Here is a 26,317-nt window from a genome sequence, read left to right as displayed (position 1 = left end):
TTAATGATATTCCAATCCGCTTTTCCTTCATACATTTGAACACGAGTACGACCGTGAACTGCGACCGCCTGACCACCTGCACGTTCAACCGCTTGAGCATTTTCAATCGCAAAAATGTGATCTTCATCCCAACCGATACGCATTTTTACTGTAACCGGCTTCTGAACTGCGTCTACTACCGCCGCTACCATTTCGTACACCTTATTCGGATCAAGCAACCACTTTGCACCAGCATCGCATTTTGTAATTTTCGGTACCGGACAACCCATATTAATATCAATAATATCTGCCGTTGTATTTTTATCTACATATTTCGCTGCTTCTACAAGCGTTTCTTTCTCTCCACCAAAAATTTGCAGACTTAATGGCTTTTCTCTCTCATCAATATATAACATGTCCAGCGTTTTTTTGTTGTTAAATAAAATCGCCTTATCACTTACCATTTCCGCACATACTAATCCTGCACCAAATTCTTTAACCGTTAAACGGAATGCAGAATTACATACTCCTGCCATTGGCGCTAGCACAACCGGATTTTTCATTTCAATGTTTGCAATCTTTAACACTTGATTACCTTCCTTCGTTATCCCTATTGCGGCATTAATTCTTCTATCGAAACTTTCAATGTCTTCGCAACTTCTATAACAAAATCCTGAGACGGAACTCGATTCCCTCTCTCTACTTCACCTAAAACAGATACAGATACCCCTAATTCTTTCGCAAATCCTTCTTGTGTATAGCCTTTTAATTTACGAAAAGCGCGAATGCGTCTTCCCCATTTCTCTGCTTCCATACCGTTACTCCCTCTCGCCTTTTCATTTCTTCTACTTGTGAACGTGAAATGTTTCGGTTAATTTCTTGATTAATTTCCATCAATGGAACGATAACAAAAGCTCTTTCAAACATCCGCGGATGCGGAACAATAAGATTCTCTGCCTCAATATTTTCGTGATTATAAAGCAAAATGTCAAGGTCAATGGTACGAGGACCCCATTTAATCTCCCTTTTTCTTCCTAGCTCATTCTCTACCCTTTGTGTTACCATCAATAATTCTTGAGGTAATAAATTGGTAGAAATTTTTATAACTAAATTTAAAAATTTCTCTTGTTCTATATACCCAACCGGATCTGTTTCATAAACAGATGATACATCCTCAACTTCAATAGTCGGATGCTTATGCAACAACTCTATCGCTTGCGATAAATACATATGGCGATTATCCATGTTTGAGCCCAAAGCAATATAAACTACATTATTCATGAGCGCCCTCTCTCAATCTCAACCGCCACCGCGCGGTAATGTCCCGGAATTGGCGGATCTGGCTTAATAACTTTTACAATGCAGTTCATAACGCAATCGTACCGTTCTAATATATCCCCCGCAATGTTTTCTGCAATACTTTCCAAAAGCTTATATGTTTTCTCTTCTACAACACTTCTGCATAACTCGTATAACTCTCCATAATTTACAGAATGCTTTAAGTCATCAGTTGTTCCTGCTCGCTTTAAATCTAACTCTACAGTTAAATCTACCTTAAATCGCTGCCCCAACTTATTTTCTTCAGGAAATACACCATGGTAACCATAGAACTCCATATCATGAACAAAAATTTTATCCAAATCTTTTACCCCCTTAACATAGCATCCATCATTTTTGCCATGCGGGACATCTCTTTCACATCATGCACACGCACAATTTCACAGCCTTTTTGAATGCCAAGACAAACTGTTGCACCTGTTCCTTCTAAACGTTCTTCTACTGGCAAGTCTAACGCATGACCAATAAATGATTTTCGAGATGTTCCGAGAAGGACTGGATATCCCAACAATTTTAATTGCTCTAGATTCCGCATCACTTCTAAGTTTTGCTCAAATGTTTTCGCAAATCCAATACCTGGATCTAAAATAATATTTTCATCTCGCACACCTGCACGTTTCGCAATTGTAACACTTTCATATAGGTCAGCAATCATATCTGCCATGAGATTTCGGTAGTTTGTATTATCACGATTATGCATTAAAATAATTGGCACATCGTAACGCGCCGCTACTTTTGCAATTTCCGGTTCTGCTTTCGCACCCCAAATGTCATTAATAATATGTGCTCCAGCTTCAATGGCTTGTTTTGCAACCTCTGCTTTATACGTGTCAATAGATATAGGTACATCTACCGCTTGCGATACAGCTCGAACCATCGGTAAAATGCGTCGTAACTCTTCTTCTTCTGATACTTTATCAAAACCAGGACGAGTAGACTCTCCCCCAATATCAATAATATGCGCCCCGTCAATTACCATCTCTTTCGCATGGCGGACAGCCGTTTCCACTTCATTGTAATTGCCACCATCAGAGAAAGAGTCAGGTGTAACATTCAAGATCCCCATAATGAATGTCTTTTCATTTAAATTCAATACATATTTACCACACTGCATCTCATAAGACAATTGCATATTAACCATCTCCTCTTAACAACTCATTTCGGCTCCAAAGTCTTTCACGGTATGTTTCATATACACGTAAAAGCTGACTTGTAACAAGCCCTTCTTTACCTGGAAAATGGACTTCTCCAATGCAACAAAGGGGCACAATTTCCTGTATGGAATTCGTAACAAACACTTCATCGGCCGCAAATAACTCATCTTTTAAGAATAACCCCTCTTTTATCTCAAGCCCCAACATTTCAGCAGCAGCCAATATAAAAGCACGTGTAATTCCATTTAAAATTCCAGTCTGTAGTGATGGTGTATACAATATGCCATTTTTCACGAAGAAGATGTTCGAAACAATCCCTTCCGCAACATACCCTTCTTTCGTAAGAAAAATCCCTTCTTTCGCAGTTGTATTCCCAATCTCACGTTTCCCTAAAATATTATTTAAATAATGATGTGATTTTAAACGAAACTCTCCTTCTGGTGTATTACGAGTTTGCCTTAAAATTACCCCTTCTTTTTCCACTACATCTCCTGGAGCTTGTAAAGACTTTATAAAAACGATAATAGAAGGCTCTTCGTAAATCTCCGTCTGCAATCCGATTTCGCCACTACCTGCAGACACATTCAAACGAACATATGCATTTTGCAAATGATTCCTTACAATTAACTCTTTTAAAATGCTTTTCACATCGTCTTTTGTCATTTCCCATGCAATATGCAACGACGAAAGAGCGGTCATAAGCCGCTCATAATGATCATCGAATAAGAAAGGATGTCCGTTGTAAATACGAAACGTCTCAAATACACCAAGACCATATAAATACCCATGATCGTACGGAGAAATTTTAGCTTCACTCGCCTCAACAAATGAACCGTTCACATAAATTAGCATGTAGCAGCACTCCGGCTATAATTACGAATGAAATTTTGCAACAATTCCTTACCATGGGAAGTCATAATAGATTCCGGATGAAACTGTACCCCTTCAATTGGTAATGTTTTATGACGAAGGGCCATAATTTCTCCTTCCTCTGTCCAAGATGTTACTTCCAGGCACTCTGGTAATGTTTCTTTTTTGACAATTAGAGAATGGTAACGCGTTGCTGTAAACGGATTGGGAATATCGGTAAAGATTGTTTTCTCATCATGATGCATTAAAGATGTTTTCCCATGCATGAAACGATCTGCACGAACAACATCTCCCCCAAACACTTGAGCAATCGATTGATGTCCTAAACAAACACCAAAAATCGGGATTTGTCCTGCAAAATGACGAATCACATCCATACTTACCCCAGCTTCATTCGGGCTGCACGGTCCTGGAGAAATCATTAAGAAGTCCGGCTGCATTTGTTCAATATCTTTAATTGTAATTTCGTCGTTACGCTTGACGATAAGTTCTTGTCCTAGCTCTCCAAGAAATTGCACTAAATTAAACGTAAAGGAATCATAGTTATCAATCATTAATATCATTTATCTCACCTAACCGTTTCTTCGCTACTTTCTTTTGCTCGCCATAAAGCTATCGCTTTCTTTAATGACTCTTTATACTCGTTTTTCGGATTAGAATCAATAACAATCCCTGCCCCTGCCTGTACATATGCTTGCCCATCTTTCGCAAGCAACGTACGAATGACAATATTTAATTCCATATCCCCTGAATAACCAATCCAACCAATTGAACCTGTATAAATACCACGGCGAACCGGCTCTAACTCTTCAATAATTTCCATCGTGCGAATTTTCGGTGCTCCGGTAATCGTTCCACCCGGAAATACAGCCTTTACACCATCAAAAGCATCTTTTCCTCGCTGCAATTGTCCGCGTACATTTGAAACGATGTGCATAACATGGGAATATTTCTCAATCACCATGAATTCATCTACTTCTACCGTTCCATACTCACAAACACGCCCTAAATCATTTCGCTCTAAATCAACAAGCATAACGTGTTCTGCACGCTCTTTTTCATTTTCAATTAACTCTTTTGCAAGTTCTTGATCTTCTTGCTCATCTTTCCCGCGAGAGCGCGTACCCGCAATTGGACGCGTACTCATTTCATTACCTTGTTTTTTAATCAACAACTCTGGTGAAGCACTTACAATTTGGAAATCTCCAAGTTCTAAATAACCCATGTATGGTGATGGATTAATTTCACGAAGCTTCGTATACACTTCCAACGGATGCGTTTGCAATGTTTTTTCTTGTCTTGTAGACAAATTTACTTGAAACACATCTCCTGCACCAATATACTCTTGAATTCTTTGAACAGCTTCCATAAACTCTTTTTCCGTGAAGGAAACTGCCTCTTTATTTATTTCAGGGCGAATAAACGGCATCGTCACTTCTGGCACTTCTTGTAACCAAAGCCCTTTTAATTCATTCAAATGTTGCTCAGCTTGTTTCTCATCATTTATATAATGTGTAATAATCCATAACACTTGTTCTTTTTGATCATAAACAAATACATCATCAAACAATAAGAAAAATATATCTGGTACATTCACATCATCTTCTGCAAGAGAAGGAATTTTCTCTATATAGCGGATGCAATCATAACTAAAATAACCAATCGCACCACCTTGAAACGGCGGATATGCGTCATTATGCTCCGTTTTCCATTGTTCCATATATCTTTGCATAAGGTGCAATGGATTCCCCTTTTCTATTGTTTCCTCTCCATTTTCCCATATATGCAAGGCTTCCTCTTTCCCACGAACGATCGCTACCGGATCAAGCCCAGCAATACTATAACGTCCTCCGCGACCACTTTCTAAAATGATATGATGAGGTTTATTTTGCGAAAGAAATTTATACTGTTTAAAAAAGTCTAACTGATACGGAACTGAAATAGCTAAAGATTTTCGTCGCTGCATACAAACACCTCGTTTTATTTTATCCCGCTCTAACGGTCGTTTAAAAACATTGAACCGTCCATATAAGCCCATTTAGTTCAACTAACACTTATTTTACATGAAGTTTTCTAGTCATTCACTCTTTTCCTATTTTCAAACGAAAAAAGAAAAAGCATCCCCTTTTCGAGGGATGCTTTTCATACATTAAGCTTATGATTCAAATTGATAAAGTGGCGTACTTAAGTAACGCTCACCATTACTTGGAATGATAACAAGCACTTTCTTTCCTTTTCCAAGTTTTTCCGCAACTTCTGCCGCTGCATAAATAGCTGCTCCAGAAGAAATACCCACTAAAATACCTTCTTCACGAGCTACCCTTCTTGCATATTCAAATGCTTGTTCTGTTTTCACCTGAATCACTTCATCATACACATCTGTATCTAACGTTCCAGGAACAAATCCAGCACCAATCCCTTGAATTTTATGAGGACCTGGTTTTCCACCTGATAGCACTGGGGAATCAGCAGGCTCTACTGCATAAATTTTAATATCTTTATAATTCTCTTTTAATACTTCACCAGCACCCGTAATCGTTCCGCCTGTACCAACTCCTGAAATGAATGCATCTAATTGATCACCCATCTGTTCCACAATTTCCGGACCTGTAGTTAAACGATGGATTTCTGGATTTGCATCGTTTTGAAACTGTTGAGGTATAAAGTAGCCATGTTCTTTTGATAACTCTGTTGCCTTGCGAATTGCACCGCCCATCCCTTCTGATCCTGGCGTTAACACTAATTCTGCTCCATAAGCACGCAATAAATTACGGCGTTCGACACTCATCGTTTCCGGCATAACCAGAATTGCCTTATATCCTTTGGCCGCCGCTACCATCGCTAAACCAATCCCAGTGTTTCCACTTGTCGGTTCAATAATTGTATCGCCTTCTTTTAATAACCCTTTTTTCTCAGCATCTTCAATCATCGCTAATGCAATTCGATCTTTTACACTGCTTCCAGGATTCATGAACTCTAGTTTTAAATAAATATCTGCACTGCCTTCTTCTACGATGCGGTTCAATTTAACAATTGGCGTTTTTCCAATTAAATCTGAAACTGATTGTGCCACTCGCATCTCCGTCACTCCTAACACCAAGTATTTTTATTGGATTTATATACATATTGTCAAAGAAAAGGTTATTTGTCAATCTATTTAGATGATTCCAAATAGACAAATAACCTTTTTCTCCCTTACAAACTTTCTATTAATTTTGTTATATCTTCCTTAGAAAAGTTATATCGTTCGTTACAAAAATGACAATGTACTTCTGTCTTTTCTTCTTCATCACGCACTTGCGTTAATTCTGTTTTCCCTAAACTCATTAATACGCCTTCAATACGCTCACGAGAACATGTACAGCTAAATTGTACATCCATCGTCTCTAAAATTTTCACATTATCTTTGCCTAATAGCTCGTATAGCAACTCTTCTGGAGTTAAACCTTGTTCAATAAGCTTAGAAACAGGCGGAATTTTTTGCAGGCGCTCTTCAAGAACTGAAATTGTCTCTTCTTGCGCATCAGGCATGATTTGTAAAACAAATCCACCTGCAGCTAAAATACTATCATCGCCATTAACAAGAACTCCAACACCAACAGAAGACGGTGTTTGTTCAGAAACAGCGAAATAATACGTGAAATCTTCTCCTAATTCACCAGAAACAAGCGGAACTTGACCAATAAATGGTTCACGCATACCAATATCTTTAATAACCGTTAAAAAACCCTCTGTTCCTACAGCTTGATATACACGCAGCTTCCCTTGCCCTGTCGCTTCAAAGTCAACATGCGGATTGGTTACATAACCACGTACATCTCCATTCGCATGTGCGTCTACTAAAATCGGACCGAGAGGACCATTACCCTCTACTTTAATCGTAAGTTTCTGATCACCTTTAAGCATTGCACCCATCATTGTACCTGCCGTTAAAGAACGACCAAGTGCCGCAGAAGCAGTTCTCCATGTATCGTGACGTCTTTGCGCTTCACTCACCGTATTTGTTGTGTGCACGCTATAAGCACGAACTTCTCCATTAAACGCTAGCGCCTTTACTAAATAATCTTTCATTCGCATTTATTCACCTTTCTCGTGTTGTAAATTTGCATTACGCTCATATAACATATATAGACCTTTAAGCGTTAAAAATGGATCGACAATATCAATAACATTCGATTCCTCTGCAATCAATTTTGCTAATCCACCTGTCGCGATAACAGTCGGTTCTTGTTTAGCTTCTTCTTTCATCCGCTTTACAATACCTTCTACTTGTCCAACATAACCATATAAAATACCAGCTTGCATTGCACTTACTGTATTCTTCCCAATGATACTACTTGGTCTTGTGATTTCAATACGCGGTAGTTTCGCTGCTCTATTATATAAAGCTTCAGCTGAAATCATAATACCAGGTGTAATGACACCACCCATATACTGTTTATGTTCATCAATATAACAATATGTTGTCGCTGTTCCAAAGTCGACTATAATAAGCGGACTTCCATACAGTTGAATACCAGCTACCGCATTTACAATGCGGTCAGCACCTACTTCGCGCGGATTTTCATACTTAATATTTAAACCAGTTTTAATACCAGGCCCCACTACAAGAGGCTTAATTTTAAAATACTTTTCACACATACGCTCTAAAGCAAACATAATAGGCGGTACAACAGAAGAAATAATAATTCCTTTTATATCATGAAAAGCAATTCCTTCGTGTTCAAGTAATTGTTTCACGAGCATCCCATATTCATCTTCCGTTTTATGACGATCTGTTTCCATACGCCAATGTTGAAGAAGCTTACCATTTTCAAACACACCTAGTACTGCATTTGTATTCCCTACATCCAATACGAAAATCATATTCTCACCACTTATCTTATTTAATGTATATTTACACAATATGTACAAAACTTATAATCTCATCATACCATATTTATACACATGTTCAGCTTTCCTATCCTCACCATTTTACAAAAATCCATTTCCCTTTTTCAATTTTTAAGTTCAATTACATAAAGCGAAACTTCCATCAGCGAGGGCTCTCCCCACCTATCTTCTTCGTTTTTCTCTCACGTTTAAGGTGAGGGGCTTACTGGGGTAACAAAGAAAAAAGGAGTGACAATTGTCACTCCTTCGTTTCTTCTTTATCTTCTGGCGCTTCATCTTCTTTTTTCATTGAGATGTTCACTTTTACATCACTTTCAGAAGATGTTTTACGCTCCGGTAATGTACCATGTTCATATAAATGATTGATTTGCTCTGCATCTAACGTTTCCACTTCAAGTAACGTTTTTGCGATAATATCAAGCTTATCACGGTTTTCAGTAAGAATTTGTTTTGCACGAGCATAACATTCTTTCATAATGTTTTGCATTTCCATATCAATTTCATGTGCAATTGCATCACTGTAGTTTTGCTCAGAATGGAAGTCTCTTCCTAAGAATACTTGACCACCCTGTGAACTACCAAATTGCATTGGTCCAAGCTTATCACTCATACCGAATTCTGTTACCATGCGTCTAGCTATTCCTGTCGCACGTTGGAAGTCATTATGAGCGCCTGTACTTACTTCCCCAAATACAATTTCCTCAGCCACTCGTCCACCAAGGAGACCAGTAATTTTATCCAGCAATTCTGGTTTTGTCATGAAGTAACGATCTTCTTTCGGAAGCATTACTGCATATCCACCAGCTTGACCACGTGGCACAATTGTTACTTTATGAACTACATCTGCTTCATCAAGTACTACACCAATTACAGTATGTCCTGCTTCATGGAATGCAACGATATTGCGTTCTTTCTCAGAGATAACACGACTTTTCTTAGCCGGACCTGCAATAACGCGGTCAGTCGCTTCATCAATGTCACTCATATCAATTTTCTTCTTATCTTGTCGTGCCGCTACAAGAGCTGCTTCGTTTAATAAGTTTTCAAGATCAGCACCAGAGAAACCTGGTGTACGCGTTGCTATAGCACGTAAATCAATATTTTCATCAAGCGGTTTGTTGCGAGCGTGTACTTTAAGCACCGCTTCACGACCGTTTACATCCGGACGATCCACTGTAATTTGACGGTCAAAGCGTCCTGGACGTAATAACGCTGGGTCAAGAATATCAGGGCGGTTTGTTGCAGCAATGATAATAATGCCTTCATTTGCTCCGAAACCATCCATTTCTACAAGCAATTGGTTTAATGTTTGTTCACGCTCATCGTGACCACCACCAAGACCTGCCCCACGTTGACGACCTACCGCATCAATTTCATCAATAAAAATGATACAAGGTGCGTTTTTCTTTGCATTTTCAAATAAGTCACGCACACGAGAAGCACCGACACCGACGAACATCTCTACGAAGTCAGAACCACTAATAGAGAAGAACGGAACACCAGCTTCACCCGCAACAGCACGCGCGAGTAATGTTTTACCTGTCCCTGGAGGTCCAACTAATAAAACCCCCTTCGGAATACGAGCACCAACCTCCGCAAACTTACGAGGGTCTTTTAGGAACTCTACAACCTCAACAAGTTCTTGCTTCTCTTCATCCGCTCCAGCTACATCTCTAAAACGGACTTTTTTCTTATCATCATTGTATAACTTCGCCTTGCTTTTACCGAAGTTCATAACACGGCTACCACCACCTTGCGCTTGGTTAAGTAGGAAGAAGAATAGAATGAAGATAATCACAAAAGGAATGATGGAAGTGAAGAATGTTACCCAAGCACTTGTTTCTTCTGCTGGTTGATATTTCACTTCTGTGCCTTGTGCTTTGTCATTGATTTTCTTTTGTAATTCTTCAGTATTAGGTGCATAAGTTACAAATTGTTGCCCTTGACTATCAGTACTGAATTGTCCTTTTACTTCAAATACACCATTTTTTGGTTGAAGTTGCACATTACGAACTTCACCCTTTTCAAGTTTAGCAATGAATTTATCGTAGCTAATTGGTTTTGTTTTTTGCGTTGAACCATTAAAATAACTCACAATACCAATTACCACTAAAAATATAAGTAAATAAAAGATGGTATTACGGAAGATCCGATTCATCCCTAACCTCCTCTCACAGCATACAAACTATAATAGTAAATAGTACCATAGAAAAACTTTCCTATCCAATTGTAAGCTTATATTATTAATTTGAATATACGCTTGGTTTTAATACACCAACATAAGGAAGGTTACGATATTGCTCCTTATAGTCTAATCCATATCCCACAACAAATTCATGTGGAACAGTAAATCCAACATAGTCTGCTTGAAGATCAACTTTTCGACCAGACGGCTTATCTAATAATGTTACAATCTTCACAGATTTTGCTTTACGATATTTAAACAAATCCACTAAGTAGCTTAATGTAAGACCGCTATCGATAATATCTTCTACGATTAAAATGTCGCGTCCTTCTACAGAAGTATCTAGATCTTTTAAAATTTTCACTTCGCCAGTTGAAACAGTAGAATGACCATAGCTAGATACAGCCATAAAATCCATTTCAAGATATGTATCTGTTCGCTTTAATAAATCCGCCATAAATGGCATTGCACCTTTTAATACACCGATTGCAAGAGGCACTGTATTTTTATAATCCTCTGCAAGAATTGCACCTAACTCTCTTACTTTGTCTTGTATTTGCTCTTCAGAAATTAATACTTTTTCAATATCTTGATTCATCATTTGATTATCCTCCTGGAAGACTCCTTGCTTTTGTAATGAATAATAATATATGTATCCTTATCTGCTTTTTCTTGCGAAATAGCAAATGCAGATCGTTTCAACAATGGAACCCAAATAATATTCCCACTGGCATCACAAACAATTGGCCAGTCCTCTCTTTTTTCCTTCGGTACTTTCGCTTCAATAAAAATGGACTTTATCTTCTTCGTACCATTCATACCTTGCATTGACATTCGATCCCCATTTTCTCTGGAACGAACAATAAGTGGATATGCTATTTCATTATGTTTTGCAACAAACATCATATCATTCACCATATTAGGTACACAATTACTGATTTCCACTTCGAGCTCATCACCATTTACTAATGTTATCTTTCCTGGTACTTGTAACTCGCGAGGAGAGAGCGTAACTTTTTCTTCTCCAAACCGGAAAATACATTCTTCATATGTACGAACAATCTCCAATCCATCAGGGAAATGAAGCACACCAGAAGGGTGGACTCGTTTGAAAAACTCAATCACCTTGTCAATATGTACAGAAGAAAGCGAAGATGGAATCTTATATTCATAAAGATAGTTTAATATTAGTTGAATCCCTCTCCTTTGTAAAGGTATAGGCATAGATTCAAACGAAGGAATTGATAAGACAATTCTTTTTGGGTCTTTTTTCTTAATTATTTTATTCATTTTTTCAAATGCTAATTCCTGCAAATACGCTTCATCCTCTTGTATAAATGTACTAAAGGCTTGAAAACGTTCATGAACATGGAGATTCTCTTGCTTTAAATAAGGAAGAACGTGCTTCCGCAATCGATTCCTTGTATATGTTTCCTTTGTATTACTCGGGTCAATGCGAGGTTCAACATTCTTTCTCTTACAATAATCAAGAATCTCTTCTTTCGTTACTGCCAACAAAGGTCGGATCAAAAAACCTTTATTAAAAGCACGCTTTGCAAGAATTCCGGCATAGCCTTTCGAAGTACTTCCACGAATAAGACGCATTAAAATTGTCTCAATCTGATCATCACCATGATGACCAAGAGCTAAATACTGTGCATTATATTTACTCATTATTCTTTCCAAAAATGCATATCGACATTCTCTTGCTGCAACTTGTGCACTCATTCGGTTTTGTTTTTGATATCTCGTTACATCAATTTGCGTTGTTTCACAAGTAACATTAAGATTGTCACAAAGCTGTTTTACAAATTGTAAATCTTGCTGTGATTCCTCGCCGCGAAACATATGATCTACGTGAGCAACTACAATTTGCAACTTCTTCTCTTCACACTTCTTCAACAAATAAAAGAGAAGCGCTAAAGAATCTGGTCCTCCTGATACACCGACAACAACTGTAGAATGCGCTTCTAATAGATCATGCCTTTCTACAAAAGCATCTACCTTTTTAACAAATTCATCTTTCAATGCTGCAATCACCTTTCATTGAGCTAAAACGATAGCATACCTTAATTATAATGGTACAACTTTTACAAACTTTCTGCAAAACAAAGATGTATAAATTTCACAATTTATCTTACATATAAAGTGGAACTTTAATCAGTGGGGGTTTTCTTCATCCCCCACTGATTATTAGTCCTCACCAATCGGGCGTATGCCAGCAGTTTATCTCTCACCTAACTTCTTTAAAAAAGCGGAAGTGGCTCGTTCAGAATGTGAGGGGGGTAGAGCTTCTTCCTAAGAGGTATTTTTTACCTCTTAGGAAGAAGCGAGGCCATCGAACATTCTAGCCACTAGAGCTGGACAATGCTTCATCGAACTTTGTGGTGGGAGTATTACTGCTCGCAAATAACGGGATAATTTTTTTCTTCGGATTCAAAAATAAGTAAAGTTAAACATACGAATATACAACAAACAGGGCTCAGGTATATTCCTGAGCCCTGTTTCCAATAGACAATAAGACATCTCCACTTCAAGATTATGGGAAATCGAAGGAGATAGCTGCTGACATGTACCCAATTGGTTCAACTAACCAGTAGGAATCCCCCTATTGATGGAAGTTTCACTTTATTGTGCTTGTTTACTAATAATAGGAATCGTTGCCCATTTCGGCATATTCTTTTTTATCTTGGCTACCACAATTGTCATATCATCATTAATATATCCATTGTCGGTGCGAATTACGTCCTCCATAATAATATCAGCAATCTCTTGCGGGTCTTCCGTTTCCAATTCTTTAATCTTCCGCTTCATCCATACTTCATGATTCTCTACATGTTTTGCACCTTCAAAAATTCCATCACTCATCATTACTAAAATATCACCGGATTTCAATTGTTCACCGACAACGTCCACTTCAAAATCTTCAATAATTCCCATCGGTAAATTACTTGCTTCTATTTTAAATACCTGATTGCCGCGTTTTATAAAACTTGGAGTAGAACCAATCTTTAAAAACTTAGCATTTGCATCACGTAAATCGATCATCGCTAAATCTAATGTTGTAAACATTTCTTCCGTCGTTCGCAATGAAAGAATGGAATTAATCGATTTAATCGCGATTTCCTCATCAATACCTGATTGTAATATTTTTTGCAGTAACTTAACCGTTTCTTTACTTTCCATATGCGCCCTCTTTCCATTTCCCATCCCATCGCTAATAGCAAGCGCATACTTCCCTACACTTAATTCCATCATGGCATAGGAATCACCAGATACAAATCCCCCACCTTTAGCCGCCGTAGCAAGCCCTGTATCTACAGAGAATGTTTTTGCTGAACCAAACGATATTGTACTGTAACCATTCGGATATGCCGATTGTTCTTCATGTTTCACAACAACTGTTTCTCGTAAAATATCAGACAACATCGGAGCAACCAGCTTTTCGCATTCTCCATGCTGATTACATGCAGCAGGAATCAGCATTTCAATGTCAATGTTCCCTCGATCTAAGCAATAAATATCAACATGTTCAACCTCTACTCCGAAGTCCCGAAATGCTTGTAAAATTTGTTCCTCTTGTACTTGATGATTCTCCCTTTCCTTTTGAATCTCTTTAGAAAAATCCGCCATTACTTTCGAAACACCCATAAGTTGTTCCGCAACAATTCTACGATTATCTCGCATTTGTTTCCTTAGCTTTTGTCCTTCATAAAAATGCCCTAATTCACCTTCTATTAAACCTGTTACTTTTGTTCCTCTCACACAATATTTTTCAAAATCACGAAGCAGTTTACGATTATGCTGCAATGTACCTTCCTCTGTTTCATCCATAAGCTGCCTCATATAATCATATGTTTTATCAAAATTCACAACCCAGCATTGATCTTTCTTAAAGCATGTTTGACATGTCTTGGCAGTAATTGTACTTAAAAATAAATCCGTCTCCGTATCCTTATCCTCGTCTTCTACATATCCGTATACAGAAAAGCTATTAGATAACGCTTCAAACACATTTGCAAATTGATTAATTTTATTTGCCGTCACATCACGCATTCTTCGCAAATATTGCTGTTGGTCATTAGAATGTTCCTGTGTTCCCGGCATATACTTAGAAAGACGTTCAATAATGAATCTAGGCATTAATAAAAATAAAGCAATCGCTACACCCGACTCTAATAAAGTTGTCACAATACTTGTTTGTTTATCTACGTACAACGTAATTAAACTCGTACCGATTAACAAACCTAAACTTACACCTATCCGCCTTCCTTCTTTCAATAACCCACCTAACAACCCAGAAAATGCCAATAAACTCAATTGATATAAGCTCGCTACATTTGCTAAACTTAAAATTAGCCCTGTTACAACACCCACCGTAGAACCGGTCGCTGCTCCTGCCACAAAGGCAAACACCAATACTAAAAACCTCGTAAAAATATGCTGAACTGATAAATCATAAATAAACCAATCTGTTGTACCCGTTAGTACAGATGCCAGTAATATAATTAAACAAACAATTTCTTCTGTTTCTAATGATTGTTGTTTTCCTTTTCGTTCTATTAAAAGTGGAACGCTTTGCAAGAAAATCATCGTTAGTACGAAGCTTAATCCCGCTTCAATTGTACTAACTAGCAAATCGTACATACCAATTGCACCTTGTGCGAAATAGACAACGATAAGATGGGCCGTTAATGCAGAAATAAATACTTGAAATGGTACAAGTCCAATCGTCTTACTTGTGAAACGACTAAAGAAGATATTATAGATGAAGAATGTAAATATAGATGCAAAGGCAAAGAATAAATTTTCTAATGAAACCGAAAACGCACCAGCCATTACGGCAAGAAATGCAAGAGCCATTTTATCGCGTTTCATCACATATACAGCAGCGAAAAACGGCAAAGCAAAAGGTAAAATGTTCGTTAAAATATATGCTCTTCCTAAAAGAAAACCAACCAACGCAACCACAAATCCCCATCGAAAGAAAATTTGTTCCAGTTTCAATCTTAATTTACTTGTCCACTTCACAGTTGTCATTTGCCCACGACCTATAGCAAGCGTACTAGAATTCGGATTGACAGTATTCCTTCCTGCTCTTGGCATATTTTGAACACCACCTGCATATTTTATTACTTGTAATTATAAAAGGCATTTTACGGAATTTTTGTCAAAATAACAGTTTGTAGTAAAATAATTGTTCGACCTTTTATACAAAATAGCACCATATATATACAGGCTTACACCTAAAGCGTTTATATAATGATAGAATTTTCAGAAAATAATAGTTGTTTTTGTAGAAGAAGCTCATACATTTACAATTCCTTAACACAAAAAAAGATCATGCATATTTGCATGATCTTTTCGTCTATGACCCGTACGGGATTCGAACCCGTGTTACCGCCGTGAAAGGGCGGTGTCTTAACCACTTGACCAACGGGCCGTCAAAAATATAGCGGCGGAGGGGATCGAACCCCCGACCTCACGGGTATGAACCGTACGCTCTAGCCAGCTGAGCTACACCGCCATGTCGTATTTAACGGACAATTAATATAATATCTTAAATATCATTTTAAGTCAACACGTTTTAAATATTTTTTATTCTTTTTTCTACACACTGTTTTTCACCATAAAAAAGCACCCTAAGTAAACACTCCGGGTGCTTCTCTTTATTTTAAAATAAACAGCAAGTTTTATCCGCGACGAGCGCCACGGCCGCCACGTTTTGACTCCGTATTACGCTTTAAAGAAGTTAAACGGTCTTCACTGTCTTTTAAAAAGCGAGCCATCTTTTGCTCAAATGTTTCTTTTTGGTTGCGGTTATCATTGCCACCACGGTTATCTCTGTTAAAAGAGCGATTACGTCCACCAGGGCGTCCAGCGCGTTGATTATCGCGTTGATTATCACGTTGCTCACCTTCTACTCTTTCACGTTCTTTCGCTTTTTTAATAGATAAACCAATTTTACCGTCTTTCTCAACGTTAATAACTTTTACTTCTACTTGATCACCTACTTTTAAGTGATCATTAATATCTTTTACATAATTATCAGCAACTTCACTAATATGAACAAGACCTGTTAATCCTTCTGGCAGCTCTACAAAAGCCCCAAAATTCGTAATACCTGTTACTTTACCCTGTAACTTGCTGCCTACCTCGATTGACATAAAAAAAACGCTCCTCCTTAGTGGTTAAAAAGTCAAATTTTACTTCATTATATATAATCTTAAAATATAGTGTCAATACGACACCCACTACTTAGAAATAGGAAAAATTATCTCTTCAGGCTTTGAGAAGTAATAATCTCTTCTAGCAATCTCTAAAACGTAGTCCTCGTCATGTAACTTTTGGATCTCATCTTTCAGCTTCTTTTCTTTCGTCGTTAACGTATCTGTTTCTTTTTTTAACTCTTTCACTTTTGCTTCTTTAGCATTAATCGAACTATTTTGTTTATAGAACGTCACACTGACACTTACAATAATTACAAAAGCAAACACGAAAAATAAAGCTAATCGACGATATACACGCTTCCTACTTTCGTTCGATTGTATTATATGTTCTTTAGCAGAAATTGGATTCTGTTCCGATACATATCTTTGCCTTAGTTCCCTCATTTTCGAGGTCCCCCTAACTTCTTTTTTATACGTTCCCAAATTAGAAATATATGCTTCTTCATTTTCTTGACATATTTCAAAAATCCTGCTTGTCTCTTTATAAAAATTTTAACACGGTTAGGGAGAAGTTTCCATATAACAAGGAAAACAAATCGAACAGGGATGAAAATAAATTTCCATATTAAACGTAATATTGCTATAATAAACCGCCACAAGCCCATTCCAAATCCAACCAAAAAACGGAATAAAAATAACGCAAGAGCTATAATTAAGTGGATTAAAATTGTAACCGGCTTAACAAGAAATAATTGAAAAACACGAACACAAAAATAAAATGTTTGAACAAAAATGTGAATTAGCAAATTTAACACTTTCATGTACAATGACTTTAACAAACTTTGATATGCAGCAAACCCACAAAGCAATGCTAAAAATACGTACATACGTAGCTCCGCTTCATTTACAAGCAATAGCACATAAAATACAAAAAGAGCTTGGACAATCCAAAATAAAATATCATAAATAAATACAAGCCAACGCTTTCGCTCTCTGCGCTTCAAAAAACGATGATACGTGTCTAAAGCCGCTCCAAGCGAAGCGCCCATCCCAATCATCGAAAGCATTGTATATAATTGAACAGTTAAGCTCATTTAAACAACTTGCTAAAGAATCCTTTAGCTTTCTCCCCTTGATGCTCATCAATGTAAGCCATCTCATATATTTTCCCTTTAATGGATACAAGCCCTTTTTCAACATCAAGGTTTTTCATTTGCAGATTTTGACCGCGTATTGTTAAAAATCCCATAACTGTTTCTAATAAAAATTCTTCGCTATCAAAACTTTCTACTTGCTTGACTCCTGTAATATCGAGAATGCGCCTTCCTCTCATTACGACATCATGTTCTACAGTAACATTTTGCTGATTAGAAGACGACATTGAATAACCTTTGTTCACGTCCATCCCCCCATAACTTTATACTAGTACCAATGTATGAGGAGACAATTTTTTTTAGAACAAGCTATCTTCTGCTTTTACTTCAACTTTCTCTTCACGAACAATCGTGTATAAATTTGCAGCATCTTCTTTTTTTGTCGTTTCTTTTAATTCATTAATTTTCACAGTAACAATTTTTTGGCCGAAACGAATTGTTAATTCGTCTTCTACCTTTACAGTTGAACTGGCTTTTGCAGCCTGCCCATTAATCATAATGCGGCCTTGATCCGCAACTTCTTTTGCTAACGTTCTTCTTTTGATAAGACGAGATACTTTTAGAAATTTATCTAAACGCATGACGACTCCCCCTTATTCGTTCTCTATTCGTTTTGCCTCTTCCCATAGTGCATCGAGCTCTTTTAAAGAAAGATCTTTCATTTCTTTCTCCATACTAGCAACCTTTGCTTCCATGTATAAAAAACGACTCATAAATTTTTCATTTGTTTTATGAAGCGCTTCTTCTGGATTGATTTTATAGTAGCGGGCAATATTTACAAATGCAAATACTAAGTCACCAAATTCCGCTAACATCTTCTCTTCATCCATAGCTGTCACTTCACGTTGAAATTCTTCCCACTCTTCTCCCACTTTTTCCATCATCGGCTCTACATCATCCCAATCAAAACCAACTTTCGCTGCTTCTTTTTGGATTTCATAAGCGCGCATTAGTTGAGGTAAACTTTTAGGAATGCCTGATAAAATAGACTCTTTTATATTTCCTTTTTCCTGTTTCTTAATTTCCTCCCAATTCACAACAACATCATCAGCAGTCTCTACATTAATATCTCCGAATACATGAGGATGACGACGTACCATTTTTTCAGACAACGTACGAATTACATCATCAATCGAAAACCAACCTTCATCTTCACCAATTTGTGCATGAAGCATCACCTGTAAAAGAACATCACCTAGCTCTTCAACAAGATGATCATCATCTTCCTCATCAATAGCCTCTAACACTTCATATGCTTCCTCAATTAAATATTTCTTTAACGATTGATGCGTTTGTTTTTTATCCCACGGACATCCATTTGGTCCGCGTAACTCTGCAATAATATTACGCAATACATCAAATTGCTGGTATAACGATTGTCGATTTAGTACAGGCGGCACGTACACACTCGTTAAATTGTTAAGCTCTGCCTCATGATCTAATAAATAAAGCGGTACTTTTTTCACTTGTTCAAACGACGTTCCAGCTGCAGTTACAATATACACTTCATAATCATCTGGAAGCATTTCCATTAATGTTAGTTTGACTTCAGATGCAATAAATGCATCGTACACTTGGCAAAAGATCAAGTGCTGACGAAGCTCTAATTGTCCTCGTTCGAATGACGTTGCATCAATCAACTGAAATCCTTCAATTGGATCAATTTTCAAACTTGCAAACATTGGATCTAAAAAGCTTTGTCCACCTTCGATACGTACATCAATATTCTCTTTTTCTCCTTTTTGTAACAAAAGCTGTACAGTACGTTCTGCCACAAGTGGATGCCCTGGAACTGCATATAAAACATCAGCATCCTTAGCTTTTTCAATCAATGTGTTAGAAATTGTTTCATATACTTCATCAAACGTATCATACGCTTCATATATACCGTCAAAAGATGTGTATAATACACCTTCTTTCTCAAGTTCTGTTATAACTGGATGCTCTTTTGTTCGAACATACATATGCACTGCTTCTTTCACTTTGCGATATACGCCCATTGTAAGCTGATCTAATTCACCAGCCCCTAATCCCAAAATTGTAATTGTTCTTCTCATAACGCCCACCTCTATCCACTCTTCTTCAACGAACTTTGTACTTTTTCATGTTTCATAACTGCACCAAGTTCCTTTGCTGTAAATACACGCAGCTTTAAAATTAAAAATACATATAGTAAACCACCAACACTCACACCTAGTAAAGCTTGAATCATCGCGATTTCTCTATGTTCCTCGTTAACTTGCACGCCAAACCATTCAAACATATACGTAAATCCAGCAAGCACTAATACCATGCCTAACGCTCCGATTGTCACACCTATGATAGTTTTTCTCTGCATAAGCGGCTCATTGACAACTCGAATCAACAATACGCTATTCAATAAAGCAATGCACAGCAATGCAATTACGGTGGCAATCGCTGCGCCGATTACACCAAAATGTGGAATAAACATATAGTTGAATAATAATTTTACACATGCACCAATCACAACGAATATAGCTGGTTTTACTGTTTGTCCTACTCCTTGCAAAATAGATGCAGTGGTAATCGCTAATGAACTAAATAAGATAGAAATAGATAAAATCCCCAGCACACCAGAACCATCGTCATTTGCAAATAACATAATATTTGTTGGACGAATGATGCTCGCGAGTCCTAACGATGCAGCAAGCCCAATTACAAATGTAATTTTCATTGCTAGCTGTACTTTTTCGCGAATAAATGCATAATCTCCTCTCTCTTTTGCAGCTGTAATCATCGGAATTAAAGAAAGTGAAAATGAGGTTGTCACGACCGTCCCAAGCTGCATAAGAGGAATGCTGCGATCGTATATACCCTTTAACATTTTTGCTATTTCTACTGGTTCCCCATTCTGAACAAGTAAGCTATACAGTGAAACAGAATCTGCCATTTGTATAAAAATTAACACTAAGTTACTAACGCAAATCGCAATTCCTTGCCAAAACAACGTACCAATAATTCTCTTTTTATTATAAATTCCTTTAAAACCTTGCAAAAAAATGGAACGAAAGTCTTTTCGTAAATATAAAAACAATACAATCACACCAATAAAACTGCCTGCTATAGAACCAAACATAGCGCCTGCTCCCACCGTATACAAATCAAACCCCTTTTTTATAAGGAATAATGATAAAAATACAATAATGGATACACGAATAGTCTGTTCTATTACTTGTGATATAGCTGTTGGTATCATATTCCCAAATCCTTGAAAATAACCACGCGCTACAGAGAGAAAAGGCATTAATAAAAAAGAGAATGCAATAACACGAATTAACTTATCCAAATGAGCATCTCCCATTAAAGACGCTATTGTATGCGCGCCAAAAAACAACACAATACAACCGATGCTCCCAATAGCTAATAAAAACCAAAAAGAAACACATATAACGGACTCTGCTTCTTTATGTTCTCCTCGTTCTAAGCGTTCTGCAATCATTTTTGAAATAATGATTGGGAAACCATATGTCGCTAAAATTAAACAAAACCCGTAAAACGGGTAAATTTGCTGATAAATATAAAAGCCAATATCACCAGCTATATTTTGATATGGAATACGGTAAAAAGCGCTTAATACTTTTGTAACAAAGCTTGCAATTGTTAATATAATTGCGCCGCGCCAAAAAGCGTGATACTTCTTCGTCTCCATGACCATGCAATCTCCCTTTTTTCTATACTCATCCTACGTATTATATCACAAAGAAAAAAGCAGCTTGCGACATTAAAAGCTATCACGTAAAAAAGGTAGCAAAATGCTACCTTTACACAAATATATAATTTCATTTCAACAGGCGGTATGTTTAGATGGATCACAAAGCACGGCCGCCTGTATGAGCCCAATTTGCGGATTAACTATCAGTAAGAAGAACGTCACTTTATTGCTCCATCTGTTTCGCTAGGAAGCTTGCTGCTGTTTCAACAGCTTTGTGTTCTACATCACTAATGATTGCTTCTTTTGAAAAAATAATAACTGCCCCAATGGGGTCACCATTTGCGATAATTGGACCAATTGTATAAGATTGTACCTTTTCTGTTACTCCATCAATAATGGAAATTTCACTTTCATCTGTCATTACGACTGATTTGCGATCTTCCATTGCCTTCTCAATTAGATCTCCAACACTTTTATTTAAGTATTCTTTTTTTGACACGCCAGCGACAGCAATAATTGAATCACGGTCACAAACAAGCACGTTATGTCCTAAGCTATCGTATAAAGCATCTGCATACTCTTTAGCAAAATCACTTAATTCGCTAATCGGAGAATATTTCTTTAAAATAACTTCTCCATCGCGATCAACAAAAATTTCTAACGGATCACCTTCCCGAATACGGAGAGTTCTACGAATTTCTTTCGGGATAACAACCCTTCCTAAATCATCAATTCGACGTACAATTCCAGTTGCTTTCATTCTAATGCTGCCTCACTTTCTACTGATGATAAAAGTCGTGATTTTACCTGTTCATGTAAAAATCACCAACTATTAAGCATAGTATTTTACACATTAGTTCTTCTATACACGTAGAATTGTATTTTTTATCCTCATTTAGGCATTTATCTCTTCTTTTTTCACATCTTTTAAGCCTTTTAGTAAATTTTCGGCAATTGTGAGCCACTTTGATGTTTCTATTTCACGAACGTTCATCACAATTTTCAAACGAGAACCTTCCATACCAAGACCAATCATACGTCCAAAACTGCTACCAAGCATAAATAATTTTCCACCATCAATATTTTGACTAGCTTTTTCAGAGAATAGCATCGTCACTTCTTGTTTCGTTTGTTTCATTAATTCAATTTTCTCTTGCATCGCTAACACTTTAATATTTGCAATTTGCAGTAAGTATCCGACTTCTTGTGGATAATCACCGAAGCGATCAATCATCTCTTCTTGTAATTCCTCAATATCCTCAATAGTAGAAACGCCCCTAAATTGCTTATACATCATAATTTTTTGTTTACTATCAGAAATATACGCATCTGGTAAGTATGCATCTACCTCTAGGTCAATTTCAACATCAGGCACTTGCTCTTCCATGTTCGTACCTCTACGCTGCTCAATCGCATCTTTTAACATTTGTGAATATAAATCAAAACCAACAGAATCAATAAAGCCATGCTGCTCTGCACCTAATAGATTACCAGCCCCACGGATAGATAAATCACGCATTGCAATTTTAAACCCAGACCCGAGCTCTGTAAATTCCTTAATGGCTTGCAAACGTTTTTCTGCAACTTCAGATAGCACTTTATCGCGTTTATAAGTGAAATATGCATAGGCAACGCGATTTGAGCGCCCTACCCGGCCACGCAATTGATACAACTGCGATAACCCCATACGATCTGCATCAAATACGATTAATGTATTTACATTGGGAATATCAACACCGGTTTCAATAATCGTTGTACTTACAAGTACATCATGTTGCCCCTCTAAGAAGGAAAGCATAACAGATTCTAATTCACTTTCATTCATCTTTCCATGCGCAAAGGTTACCCGCGCATCAGGAACAAGCATCGAAATTTCATCTGCTTTCCGCTCAATATCTTCAACGCGATTATATAAAAAGTATATTTGACCACCTCGTGCAAGCTCACGTTCAATCGCTTCACGCATTAACGCCGGATTATACTCCACAACATACGTTTGCACTGGGAAACGATTTTCTGGCGGTGTTTCAATAACAGATAAATCACGAACACCTAACATAGACATATGAAGTGTCCGTGGAATTGGCGTTGCCGTTAACGTAAGTACATCGATATTGGCTTTTAATTGCTTAATTTTTTCTTTATGTGTCACGCCAAATCGCTGCTCTTCATCAATAATAAGTAATCCCAAGTCTTTATATATGACATCTTTTGAAAGAAGGCGATGTGTACCGATAACAATATCAACAGTACCATCTTTTAATCCTTTAATTGTTTCATTTTGTTGCTTTCTCGTACGGAAGCGGCTTAATAATCCAATATTAATTGGATAATCTTGAAAACGCTCTCGAATTGTTTCATAATGCTGCTGCGCTAAAATTGTCGTTGGTACTAAAATTGCAACTTGTTTTTCATCCATAATTGCTTTAAAAGCAGCACGAATTGCCACTTCTGTTTTTCCATATCCAACGTCGCCACAAAGTAGGCGATCCATCGGACGACTGCGCTCCATATCCTTTTTAATCTCTGTAATTGAACGCAGCTGATCTTCTGTTTCTTGATAAGGGAACGATGATTCAAATTCCTGTTGCTCAGAAGTATCCGGAGTAAATGCGTATCCTTTTGAAGCCTCACGCTCTGCATACAATTTAATTAAATCATCTGCAATATCTTGAACAGATTTTTCTACCTTTGTCTTAACTTTCTTCCAGTCGTTTCCACCAAGTTTATAAATTTTCGGATCTTTCCCTTCAGATCCTACATACTTCTGCACTTGATCAATTTGCTCAATTGGGACGTATAATTTATCATTTCCTTGATATTTGATATGCAAATAATCTTTATGGACCCCGTTAATTTCCAGAGTTTCAATCCCCAAAAATTTACCAATACCGTGATTTACGTGAACAACATAATCGCCAACTTTTAATTCAGAGTAGCTTTTAATTCTCTCTGCATTCGAAAGTTTTTGCTTACGCTGTGATTTTTTTACCTTTTTATTGAATAATTCTTTTTCGGTAATAATCGCAAGCTTTTGCATCGGCATTTCAAAACCTGCATGTAGATCACCTACCGCAACCTGGACACGCCCCGGAAGCAATACATCTGTCCCTTCAATAATATCTGCTTCAATATCATAATCATTTAAAATATGCTGCAATTTCTTCGTTCGCTCTTCATTTGCGCCTAGTACAACCGTTGTAAAACGACTTTTCGTCCATCTATCAATTTCTGTTTTTAATAAATTCATTTGACCATGAAAATCTTGCATTGTTTTACATGTCAAATTCACAATATTTTGCGGATGTGTATGTGGAATATGACGTAAAAACAAATTTAAGTATAAGAAACTTCTTTTTTTATGGTGTAAAAATTGTGCAAAATTATGAGAAAAAGATAAATCTTGAACAATTGCACCTTCTCCAAGAAGCGATATATACCATTCCGCCTCTTCTGTTTCTAAATGATCTGCAGTTTCTTGAATTCGAGAAACTTCATCTAGAATAACAACACCATTTTCCGGTAAATATTCTATTAGACTAGCAGGCTCATTATAAAATAAAGATAAATATTTAAACATCTGCTCGATAGTCTGTCCATTTTTCAATAATTCCAGCTCATACGTTACAGTGTCTAATATGGTTGTTTTTAATTTCTCATCAGATACTTTTTTTAGTGTATTAGCTAAGCTTGCTTCTAGCTTCTGCACACCAAGTTCGATTTCTTCTTTAGAAAATACAAATTCTGTAGCCGGGCCAAATGATATGCTCTCTATCTTCTCTTGCGAACGCTGCTCTTCTACAGTAAAGGAACGGATAGAATCTACTTCTGTATCAAAAAACTCAATACGAATTGGCAGTTCTTCCGTTAATGGATAAATGTCTAATATCCCACCACGAACACTGAATTCTCCAGGTGCTTCTACCATAGATTTACGTTCATATCCCATAGTCGTTAACACATGAAGCAATTCATCAAGATCAATTTCTTGTCCCATTTTTAATTCAATTTGCTGTTTCTTCCACATCTCTTTTGTTGGTAGAAAACGACGCAAACCAGCAACAGGAGCCACAATAATCCCCTTTTCTCCGGCCGCTAAACGATTCAATACTTCAATACGCTGCGCCTTCAGTTCTGGACTTGCAACACCAATTTCTGATGCAATAGATTCATTTACGGGATATAACCAAACATTCTGCTCTCCAATTAATGAAACTAAATCTTCATATACTTTTTGCGCTTGGTATAAATTATGCGTTACGACAAGTTGTGACTGCTGTGTTTTTTTATATAAACTAGCCATTAATAATGAACGAGAAGAGGCCGCCATACCCGAGATAAGCTGTTCTTTTAATCCTCCTTCTAACCCATCTATAATCGATTGTATTTCTTTATTTTCGTAAAACTGCTCTAGTAAACCTATCATTTTTCAAAACTCCTCTCAACATAAAGAGCAAGCTACTATATTTTATGCAAATATTTTGGAAAAAGAAAACAGAAAAATGCTTTGGACAAGCCAAAGCGAAAACATTGCATCCCATCCTCTATAAGCAACAGGCCTTCCATCTCCATATTTTTAAAAAGGAGGATAGAAGTTTACTCATAATCGTTCAACTAACCATCATTGGGAGGAAGAACCACTCACTGATGGAAGTTTCACTCTATTGTAAGAACAATTCATATTCATAGTACTCAGGATAGGATGCGAGCGTTTTTTGACACGATTCACAAATTATTTTTATATATATATTTCCGTTTTCATCAAAATGAATCATTTCTAATCGCTCTTGCTCTGTTAGTTGACCCAATACAAAGCCATATACTTTTTCTGCCGTAATACTACCTATCTTACATCCACAATGTCTGCAGTGATAATGTCCGTCCATATATTCCTCCTAGCC

25 protein-coding genes and 2 tRNA genes (1 of these 27 only partly in view) are annotated in these 26,317 nt (G+C 37.1%); all 27 read right to left on the bottom strand.

What is annotated here, in order from left to right; all coding sequences use genetic code 11:
- Nucleotides 1-566 carry the 5' portion of a tRNA dihydrouridine synthase DusB gene (dusB, locus tag AB1284_RS23020; protein ID WP_429752840.1) on the bottom strand. 433 nt of this gene lie to the left of the window's left edge, so only the first 566 of its 999 coding nucleotides appear in the window; the start codon lies at nt 564-566; its stop codon lies beyond the left edge, outside the window.
- 23 nt (nt 567-589) lie between these two features.
- Nucleotides 590-793, bottom strand: a complete 204-nt coding sequence (locus AB1284_RS23015) for a helix-turn-helix domain-containing protein (protein ID WP_429752841.1) — start codon at nt 791-793, stop codon at nt 590-592.
- The gene (gene folK / locus AB1284_RS23010; RefSeq protein ID WP_429752842.1) at nt 745-1,260 is read right to left on the bottom strand and encodes a 2-amino-4-hydroxy-6-hydroxymethyldihydropteridine diphosphokinase; all 516 of its coding nucleotides are present in this window, start codon (nt 1,258-1,260) and stop codon (nt 745-747) included. Before folK ends, AB1284_RS23015 begins: the two co-directional genes overlap by 49 nt.
- Nucleotides 1,257-1,619 carry a dihydroneopterin aldolase gene (folB, locus tag AB1284_RS23005; protein WP_429752843.1) on the bottom strand — a complete coding sequence of 121 codons (363 nt, stop codon included), beginning with the start codon at nt 1,617-1,619 and terminating at the stop codon, nt 1,257-1,259. Before folB ends, folK begins: the two co-directional genes overlap by 4 nt.
- Before the next feature lie 5 nt (nt 1,620-1,624).
- Complete coding sequence (folP, locus tag AB1284_RS23000) at nt 1,625-2,449, bottom strand: dihydropteroate synthase (protein ID WP_429752844.1); 825 nt, start codon at nt 2,447-2,449, stop codon at nt 1,625-1,627.
- Nucleotide 2,450: 1 nt separating this feature from the next.
- Nucleotides 2,451-3,323: an aminodeoxychorismate lyase gene (pabC, locus tag AB1284_RS22995; protein ID WP_429752845.1), complete on the bottom strand. Its 873-nt coding sequence runs from the start codon at nt 3,321-3,323 to the stop codon at nt 2,451-2,453.
- Nucleotides 3,317-3,904 carry an aminodeoxychorismate/anthranilate synthase component II gene (pabA, locus tag AB1284_RS22990; RefSeq protein WP_429752846.1) on the bottom strand — a complete coding sequence of 196 codons (588 nt, stop codon included), beginning with the start codon at nt 3,902-3,904 and terminating at the stop codon, nt 3,317-3,319. Before pabA ends, pabC begins: the two co-directional genes overlap by 7 nt.
- Before the next feature lie 5 nt (nt 3,905-3,909).
- Nucleotides 3,910-5,307: an anthranilate synthase component I gene (trpE, locus tag AB1284_RS22985; protein WP_429752847.1), complete on the bottom strand. Its 1,398-nt coding sequence runs from the start codon at nt 5,305-5,307 to the stop codon at nt 3,910-3,912.
- A 189-nt stretch (nt 5,308-5,496) separates the two neighbouring features.
- Complete coding sequence (gene cysK, locus AB1284_RS22980) at nt 5,497-6,420, bottom strand: cysteine synthase A (protein ID WP_429752848.1); 924 nt, start codon at nt 6,418-6,420, stop codon at nt 5,497-5,499.
- A 116-nt stretch (nt 6,421-6,536) separates the two neighbouring features.
- Nucleotides 6,537-7,412: an Hsp33 family molecular chaperone HslO gene (gene hslO, locus AB1284_RS22975; RefSeq protein ID WP_429752849.1), complete on the bottom strand. Its 876-nt coding sequence runs from the start codon at nt 7,410-7,412 to the stop codon at nt 6,537-6,539.
- A gap of 6 nt (nt 7,413-7,418) precedes the next feature.
- Nucleotides 7,419-8,207, bottom strand: a complete 789-nt coding sequence (locus tag AB1284_RS22970) for a type III pantothenate kinase (RefSeq protein WP_336484620.1) — start codon at nt 8,205-8,207, stop codon at nt 7,419-7,421.
- A gap of 265 nt (nt 8,208-8,472) precedes the next feature.
- Nucleotides 8,473-10,392, bottom strand: a complete 1,920-nt coding sequence (gene ftsH, locus AB1284_RS22965; protein ID WP_429752850.1) for an ATP-dependent zinc metalloprotease FtsH — start codon at nt 10,390-10,392, stop codon at nt 8,473-8,475.
- Between the two features lie 85 nt (nt 10,393-10,477).
- Nucleotides 10,478-11,020: a hypoxanthine phosphoribosyltransferase gene (gene hpt, locus AB1284_RS22960; RefSeq protein ID WP_098304960.1), complete on the bottom strand. Its 543-nt coding sequence runs from the start codon at nt 11,018-11,020 to the stop codon at nt 10,478-10,480.
- Nucleotides 11,017-12,447, bottom strand: coding sequence for a tRNA lysidine(34) synthetase TilS (gene tilS, locus AB1284_RS22955; RefSeq protein WP_429752851.1), 1,431 nt, complete (start codon nt 12,445-12,447; stop codon nt 11,017-11,019). Before tilS ends, hpt begins: the two co-directional genes overlap by 4 nt.
- Before the next feature lie 600 nt (nt 12,448-13,047).
- Entirely contained in the window at nt 13,048-15,525 is a 2,478-nt protein-coding gene (gene spoIIE, locus AB1284_RS22950; RefSeq protein ID WP_429752852.1) for a stage II sporulation protein E, read from the bottom strand.
- A 265-nt stretch (nt 15,526-15,790) separates the two neighbouring features.
- A tRNA-Glu gene (locus AB1284_RS22945) sits at nt 15,791-15,862 on the bottom strand.
- A gap of 10 nt (nt 15,863-15,872) precedes the next feature.
- Nucleotides 15,873-15,946, bottom strand: a tRNA-Met gene (locus AB1284_RS22940).
- A 166-nt stretch (nt 15,947-16,112) separates the two neighbouring features.
- On the bottom strand, nt 16,113-16,586 hold the full coding sequence (locus AB1284_RS22935) for a S1 domain-containing RNA-binding protein (RefSeq protein ID WP_429752853.1): 474 nt from the start codon (nt 16,584-16,586) through the stop codon (nt 16,113-16,115).
- Nucleotides 16,587-16,673: 87 nt separating this feature from the next.
- Nucleotides 16,674-17,033: a cell division protein DivIC gene (gene divIC, locus AB1284_RS22930; protein WP_429752854.1), complete on the bottom strand. Its 360-nt coding sequence runs from the start codon at nt 17,031-17,033 to the stop codon at nt 16,674-16,676.
- The gene (gene yabQ, locus AB1284_RS22925) at nt 17,030-17,683 is read right to left on the bottom strand and encodes a spore cortex biosynthesis protein YabQ (protein WP_429752855.1); all 654 of its coding nucleotides are present in this window, start codon (nt 17,681-17,683) and stop codon (nt 17,030-17,032) included. Before yabQ ends, divIC begins: the two co-directional genes overlap by 4 nt.
- On the bottom strand, nt 17,680-17,988 hold the full coding sequence (gene yabP / locus AB1284_RS22920) for a sporulation protein YabP (RefSeq protein WP_098304970.1): 309 nt from the start codon (nt 17,986-17,988) through the stop codon (nt 17,680-17,682). The genes yabQ and yabP overlap by 4 nt, the downstream gene beginning before the upstream one ends.
- A gap of 54 nt (nt 17,989-18,042) precedes the next feature.
- On the bottom strand, nt 18,043-18,324 hold the full coding sequence (locus AB1284_RS22915; RefSeq protein ID WP_429713362.1) for an RNA-binding S4 domain-containing protein: 282 nt from the start codon (nt 18,322-18,324) through the stop codon (nt 18,043-18,045).
- A 12-nt stretch (nt 18,325-18,336) separates the two neighbouring features.
- Complete coding sequence (gene mazG, locus AB1284_RS22910; RefSeq protein ID WP_429752856.1) at nt 18,337-19,800, bottom strand: nucleoside triphosphate pyrophosphohydrolase; 1,464 nt, start codon at nt 19,798-19,800, stop codon at nt 18,337-18,339.
- 11 nt (nt 19,801-19,811) lie between these two features.
- The gene (locus AB1284_RS22905; RefSeq protein WP_429752857.1) at nt 19,812-21,413 is read right to left on the bottom strand and encodes a putative polysaccharide biosynthesis protein; all 1,602 of its coding nucleotides are present in this window, start codon (nt 21,411-21,413) and stop codon (nt 19,812-19,814) included.
- A gap of 226 nt (nt 21,414-21,639) precedes the next feature.
- On the bottom strand, nt 21,640-22,176 hold the full coding sequence (gene spoVT, locus AB1284_RS22900) for a stage V sporulation protein T (protein ID WP_429752858.1): 537 nt from the start codon (nt 22,174-22,176) through the stop codon (nt 21,640-21,642).
- A gap of 135 nt (nt 22,177-22,311) precedes the next feature.
- On the bottom strand, nt 22,312-25,842 hold the full coding sequence (gene mfd, locus AB1284_RS22895) for a transcription-repair coupling factor (protein WP_429752859.1): 3,531 nt from the start codon (nt 25,840-25,842) through the stop codon (nt 22,312-22,314).
- A gap of 235 nt (nt 25,843-26,077) precedes the next feature.
- Nucleotides 26,078-26,302 carry an anti-sigma-F factor Fin gene (locus AB1284_RS22890; RefSeq protein ID WP_429752860.1) on the bottom strand — a complete coding sequence of 75 codons (225 nt, stop codon included), beginning with the start codon at nt 26,300-26,302 and terminating at the stop codon, nt 26,078-26,080.
- Nucleotides 26,303-26,317 lie beyond the last annotated feature (15 nt).

It is taken from the genome of Bacillus sp. S2(2024), from assembly GCF_050474045.1.
GTDB lineage: Bacteria > Bacillota > Bacilli > Bacillales > Bacillaceae_G > Bacillus_A > Bacillus_A yunxiaonensis.
The sequence above is the reverse complement of the archived record's forward strand: the minus strand, read 5'-3'. Positions and strand labels throughout refer to the sequence as shown.

Coding starts and splice junctions, on each gene's coding strand:
- AB1284_RS23015 (WP_429752841.1), bottom strand. CDS start 793: ATGGAAGCAGAGAAATGGGGAAGACGCATTCGCGCTTTTCGTAAATTA.
- folK (WP_429752842.1), bottom strand. CDS start 1,260: ATGAATAATGTAGTTTATATTGCTTTGGGCTCAAACATGGATAATCGC.
- folP (WP_429752844.1), bottom strand. CDS start 2,449: ATGCAATTGTCTTATGAGATGCAGTGTGGTAAATATGTATTGAATTTA.
- pabC (WP_429752845.1), bottom strand. CDS start 3,323: ATGCTAATTTATGTGAACGGTTCATTTGTTGAGGCGAGTGAAGCTAAA.
- pabA (WP_429752846.1), bottom strand. CDS start 3,904: ATGATATTAATGATTGATAACTATGATTCCTTTACGTTTAATTTAGTG.
- trpE (WP_429752847.1), bottom strand. CDS start 5,307: ATGCAGCGACGAAAATCTTTAGCTATTTCAGTTCCGTATCAGTTAGAC.
- cysK (WP_429752848.1), bottom strand. CDS start 6,420: ATGCGAGTGGCACAATCAGTTTCAGATTTAATTGGAAAAACGCCAATT.
- hslO (WP_429752849.1), bottom strand. CDS start 7,412: ATGAAAGATTATTTAGTAAAGGCGCTAGCGTTTAATGGAGAAGTTCGT.
- AB1284_RS22970 (WP_336484620.1), bottom strand. CDS start 8,207: ATGATTTTCGTATTGGATGTAGGGAATACAAATGCAGTACTAGGTGTG.
- ftsH (WP_429752850.1), bottom strand. CDS start 10,392: ATGAATCGGATCTTCCGTAATACCATCTTTTATTTACTTATATTTTTA.
- hpt (WP_098304960.1), bottom strand. CDS start 11,020: ATGATGAATCAAGATATTGAAAAAGTATTAATTTCTGAAGAGCAAATA.
- spoIIE (WP_429752852.1), bottom strand. CDS start 15,525: ATGCCAAGAGCAGGAAGGAATACTGTCAATCCGAATTCTAGTACGCTT.
- AB1284_RS22935 (WP_429752853.1), bottom strand. CDS start 16,586: ATGTCAATCGAGGTAGGCAGCAAGTTACAGGGTAAAGTAACAGGTATT.
- divIC (WP_429752854.1), bottom strand. CDS start 17,033: ATGAGGGAACTAAGGCAAAGATATGTATCGGAACAGAATCCAATTTCT.
- yabQ (WP_429752855.1), bottom strand. CDS start 17,683: ATGAGCTTAACTGTTCAATTATATACAATGCTTTCGATGATTGGGATG.
- AB1284_RS22915 (WP_429713362.1), bottom strand. CDS start 18,324: ATGCGTTTAGATAAATTTCTAAAAGTATCTCGTCTTATCAAAAGAAGA.
- mazG (WP_429752856.1), bottom strand. CDS start 19,800: ATGAGAAGAACAATTACAATTTTGGGATTAGGGGCTGGTGAATTAGAT.
- AB1284_RS22905 (WP_429752857.1), bottom strand. CDS start 21,413: ATGGAGACGAAGAAGTATCACGCTTTTTGGCGCGGCGCAATTATATTA.
- spoVT (WP_429752858.1), bottom strand. CDS start 22,176: ATGAAAGCAACTGGAATTGTACGTCGAATTGATGATTTAGGAAGGGTT.
- mfd (WP_429752859.1), bottom strand. CDS start 25,842: ATGATAGGTTTACTAGAGCAGTTTTACGAAAATAAAGAAATACAATCG.
- AB1284_RS22890 (WP_429752860.1), bottom strand. CDS start 26,302: ATGGACGGACATTATCACTGCAGACATTGTGGATGTAAGATAGGTAGT.